This is a genomic window from Vibrio sp. OPT46 (assembly GCF_015163535.1).
Taxonomy (GTDB): domain Bacteria; phylum Pseudomonadota; class Gammaproteobacteria; order Enterobacterales; family Vibrionaceae; genus Vibrio; species Vibrio alginolyticus.
The window spans coordinates 21,134-26,304 of record NZ_JADDYG010000244.1 but is presented as its reverse complement, the minus strand read 5'-3'; the positions used below and the strand labels follow the sequence as shown (position 1 = coordinate 26,304).

General features: G+C 43.2%; 4 protein-coding genes. All 4 read right to left on the bottom strand.

Annotated elements, in window-relative coordinates:
• Positions 1-208: 208 nt before the first annotated feature.
• Complete coding sequence (locus IQR33_RS10265) at positions 209-664, bottom strand: hypothetical protein (RefSeq protein ID WP_005375850.1); 456 nt, start codon at positions 662-664, stop codon at positions 209-211.
• Positions 665-676: 12 nt separating this feature from the next.
• On the bottom strand, positions 677-2,455 hold the full coding sequence (locus tag IQR33_RS10260) for a S8 family peptidase (RefSeq protein ID WP_017634214.1): 1,779 nt from the start codon (positions 2,453-2,455) through the stop codon (positions 677-679).
• 249 nt (positions 2,456-2,704) lie between these two features.
• Entirely contained in the window at positions 2,705-3,046 is a 342-nt protein-coding gene (locus IQR33_RS10255) for a hypothetical protein (RefSeq protein WP_025998581.1), read from the bottom strand.
• A gap of 10 nt (positions 3,047-3,056) precedes the next feature.
• Positions 3,057-4,970, bottom strand: coding sequence for a tetratricopeptide repeat-containing diguanylate cyclase (locus IQR33_RS10250; RefSeq protein WP_080996214.1), 1,914 nt, complete (start codon positions 4,968-4,970; stop codon positions 3,057-3,059).
• Between the last annotated feature and the right edge of the window lie 201 nt (positions 4,971-5,171).

The window sequence follows — 5,171 nt, the reverse complement described above, 5'->3', positions numbered from 1 at the left end:
ATAGCCCGAAGGAAACCACGGAAGAAGAGCTAAGAACGGAAATTATTTTGTTTAAGAAATGACAGGCGCAGGCGAGTAGGGTGTTTAGGTATCATACTGGTTATGCGAAATGTTATTAAAGAATAATAGCCTATCTGTTCCTACCCATAAAAATGCCTCAGCAATCGCTGAGGCATGGTTTTACAGGCCAACTTCTCTTGTTAGAGAATTATTGTGCACGGTATTTACCGCTGTTTAGTTCAATTTTAGACGCTTTTACCCGGCTGTCTGCGTTTAGGTAGTCGCTAATACTTAGCAGATCTTGATCTTGAGATGCTTTTAACACCGCTGATTCCCCCTCTGCGAAGATAACTTCTAATTTTAACTCTTTGGCGACTGCTTTCGCTTCGTTAGGATTGTTTACGGTGATATAAACCAGTCCAGTGGCTTTGGATACGTTACTAAACGCATTCTTAAACACCTCATCACCCGCTTGAAGTTTTACGTCTTCAGATAGGGTTCTAATAGTGCCAGTTTGCACTTTTCGATAATCTTGGCCATTAATCTCAACCGCTTCTGATGGCACAAACAGTTCTGGTGCAGGCTGTTGAGAGAGCTGTTGCTCAGCGTATACACTCGACGTCATGATAACGAGAGCCAGCATAGAAAATGATTTGTATTTCATGTTATTGACTCCTTAGTGTCCAAATATGCGCATCGACCAGTTCTTAATAACACCGGGCTGAGCGTTGTTTGCCATCGGAACGTCATAGATGGTGGAAGAGTTGAAATATGCAATGTAAGAATAGACTTCATCGCCGTTCGTATCTATTGCTCGCAACGTCCATTCGCCTTTTGCATCTTCGCCATAAAATTGGTTAGACAACATTAATTGATCTTTGTAGCCAGTAATCGATGAATCAAGAGATTGACCAACAAGACCATTGCGCGGTGTTTGCAAAACGGAACGAGTCCCTGATGGCGAAATGAGCTCGATAGCTAAGTCGGGCAGACGAGCGTGGTCCAGTGTCAATGTCACTTGAACGGATTCTACTGTCAGCTCATCGGCAATGGCGATACTTGAAGAACCACCAACTAGACTTGCATCGGGTACACTTACTTCTGTAGCGTTATTAACCCATGGCGTAATGACTTGAGTTGGCAAAACACGATTCGTCATGCGAGCACGTTGCATCGCTTCATCTAAATCTACAGCGCCGAAGCCATAAAAAGTATGGAAATCTACGCCTGCTGCGTTTTTCTGCCAAGGGGCAATTGCCTCGTAGCTAACCTGTTCACCATTATGGTTAGTAAATTCAAGCTGTACGCCTGGATGCGCTTTATCCGTTACTTTTGCTGTCTCCGCTAGTAAAGCACGTACATCACGAGCAGAAAGTGCGTGGTTGGTTGACATGATTGCCGCGATGGCACCCGATGTGTTCGGCGCAGCCGATGAGGTTCCGTTCATCGTACTGGTATAGTTACAGTTCGGATCGAGCTCCGTTCCGCCGTGTAACCCATTAATGCCAAGGCCATCACTGGTATTTTGCCCTTCTTCACAACCCATTAAATCAGTGGTGACCATAGCAGGGAAATCTTGCCCATATTCACCTGCTGGTGCTGCAACCCACACGTTCGACCCCACCGATGAGTAACTCGCTCGCGTACCATCCGCTCGTAGTGCACTAGTGACTAAATTGAAGTAATTGGCGTTATCATAAGACTGAGCAGAGTTGTGCATCGGTAAGCCTTGATTGTCTCCACCAGCAAAGAAGTTACTTGGCAATACGAAGAATCGCCCTGTATTGAAATAGCGGTAACCATTACCTGCTGACTTTACAAATACAGCACCTCGACCCCAGGCGTTACTCTCGCTGACGTTTTTCATCACGTCCATTTCAAGTTTTAGTTGAGGGTCGCTTTCATCAAAAGTAATCGGGTTTATAGGGCTGAAACCGTAACTTTGGTTAAATACGCGAACATCGCGTGTTGCTGGGTCCATGCCATGGGAGATTAACCAGCCTTCTAATGTCTGGTTGGCTAACCAGTTAAAACCGATGAGGGAAGAGTGAGAAGCGACACCGCGTCCGCCTTCACCGTTGTTGCCGACGGCGCTAATCAAACCGGCTACAGCAGTGCCATGACCATTAGTATCAACCGGATAACTTGGTGGGAATGAAGAGTCTTCGACGAAGTTTCTGCTACCTGTAACTATATTACCTGCAAGGTCGGGGTGATCGATCTGAACTCCAGAATCAATGACGGCAACTTTCACACCAACACCTGCAATCCCCATTGCCTGAGTGAGCCTAGTGTTTAAGTCGTTCCCAGCAACAGCAGGATTAGCCGCAAACGCAGTTTGCCCCGTGTTGTCTAAGTGCCATTGTTCAGAATAGAGTGGATCAAACGCCGAGACGGCAGGTGCAATGCCTACTGCCAACATAGCAGCAAATAGGCGATTAATGCGTATTTCCATTTTTGACCTCATGTCTTTGTTTGGAATTTTTTAGTTCCTGTTTCATATTCCGCTAACAGGAACAAACAAAGCTAACGACAAAGAATAAGGACGAAAACCATTTACAACTTGTTTACATTAAAAGTTCGATGGACAACATAAGTCTTTGTTAATTTACTGAAACCATGAGGTTTTTATATGTCGCATCGAACATGCATGAAAAATGAAAAGCAGAAAATACGAGTGTACCGTCTGCTTCAAGATGGTGGGTTATTTAGTTGAAGCGGGTTGAATAGTTGCGATTGGTTTCTTGGGTTCGGCTTTTTTCTTAGGCAGCACGTTATCAATCCACTTTTTAATGTACAACTTATCGAATTCTTTATCACACCACTTTTTGTTTAATCCACGTCGATTGAACTCAGCACCAATCGCCACTTTGGTTTGGTTAGTTGCACGGTTGTAGTAGAGAGTTTCACATAGTTGAGTGTTACTCATTTGCTGGGCATACACGTTGACACTGCTGCTGCGCATTCCCAGTTGAGATGCTTGCTGATTACTACACGCCATAAGAAATAGAGGCGCAAAAGTAATAATGATTAGATTTTTTTTCATGTGTGCTTTTTTATGATGTAGGATGAATGACGAACTGGTTTCTACCAGCTTGCTTCGCATCATACAAAGCTTGGTCTGCCAAGAAAAACCATTGATCCCATTCTTGTTTAATTATTTGTGCCGACAGTTTGTCCACTGCTCCAAGGGAAATTGTCGCGTTTAATGGTTTAGAGTCAACCACCAATGGCGTGTTTTCAACAGTATATCTCAATCGCTCCAAAAACTTAGCGCAATCTTCAGCTCGCTGTACTTCGAATAATAGGACAAACTCTTCTCCACCCCAACGAATGAGTAGGTCACCAGAGCGAGTGGATTCATTAAATAGCGTGGCAATATGAGTCAGCATTTTATCGCCAATATCGTGTCCATATTGATCATTAAAGGTTTTAAAATGATCAACATCTAAAACTGCTAAGGCAAATGTTCTATCTGGGCTTCTACGAGCCATTTTGTCCAGCCAAATGTGAAGATAGCGACGGTTATGCAGTTGAGTTAACGGATCGGTAGTATTTTCTTGAGTGAGTGCTTTATTAATACGTCTAACGCGCAGTACGTAACGAAAACCAACGACACCAATTGCCGTAATAGCGATAAAGTAGAACATTTCTCGATAGCGCTGCGAACGCAGTTCAGACGCTTGTAGCGCATTTTTTGTTTCTAGCAATTTGAGTTCTTTCTGGGCTAACTTAGCTTCGAGATCAAACTTAATGTTAATCATCTCTTCACCATGAATATGATGAGAAAACTCAGCCTCCAGCTCTCTTAATTGGGTTAAATAATGAAAAGCGGCTTCATAGTCATTAAGAATTTGATGAGCGTTTACCAGTACCGAAAGCATATCAATACGCTGCCGCAGCTCTAATTCACTGGTTGACTTGGTTTGTTCTAGAACGTTAAGCGCTGTTGTAATAGCTTTATCGTATTGTTTGTTTGCGAGGTAAGCCTCTGCAAATGCCTCGTAACAAGACGTTTTTAGCATTTCTAGATTTTTTGGAATGGGCAGGTCTACGCAACGTTGTGCGACCATTAATGCATCATCAATTTTTCCTACCGAGCTCAACATTTGTGAAAAGCTGGATAAAGAGTGGTGCTTGACTGTGTCAGACCCCGTTTGCATTGAAAGTCGAATGGCTTCATTGAAATAATATTCCGCTTTTCTGTTATCTCCGAGGCTCGAGTGAACGATGCTAAGGTTTGCGTAGATAACCCCCATAAAAAAGCTATTATCGTATTGATATTCGCTCTCTAGGTAAGTGTCGAGAGCTTGCGTTAGGTAACTGTTGGCCCGAGCCCAATCTGATGCGTCGATGTAGACCGTCCCAATGTTGTTCAGTGTCATCGCGACTTGTATTTCAAATACTGTTTTTTCTAATAACTCATAGGCATTGCGATAATATTTTAGGCCACTGCGCAGTTGATTTCGAGATACTTCTAGATTGCCTAACCAGCGGTAAGCACGGCCTTCTAATGCTAGATAACCAAGATCACGGGCTGTAGAAACAACGTCATGGAGTAACAATTCTGCGTTCCAGTTATCGTCTTGCTCAATCATTGTTACAGCCTTATTGAGCTGTGCTTCAGCGACGACCCATTCCAAATGGTGCTTTTTACCGAATTCGATTAAATCGGGCATATCTTTCGGTAATGGAACGCCTTCGTAACGCTTAAGGTACTTTCGTGCAAAGTAATACAGAGCAAGAGACTCCGCTGATGCATTCTGTGGCGCATTTAACTCATCTTTTTGAATTGATCGCGGCTTACCCATCGAGCGAAAGTAGAGTTTTAACATGGGCTTGCTTTCTGCTGAAATGTGTTCTTCCAGATAAGCTTGCTTTTCGGTACTCGCCAGTACGTTGGTGGGATGCAAGAAAAGTCCAAGTGCAGTACAAAGTGCGCAAGCCAGTTTTTTAATTGAGAAGTGCATGAGCGTATTAATAAAATGTGATCTCTTAACCGAATACCAGTTAAGTCTACCATTTCTTGTTGGTTAAGTGCGGATGGATTCCCAGTGGCAAAGTGTTTTGGGAGTGAGATACGAGAAGGAGCTCTATAATATTATGATTTATAAAACAAAATCTATTGAAAACTTATGCAATGATTAGGCGATGGTATAGATAAGGTAACT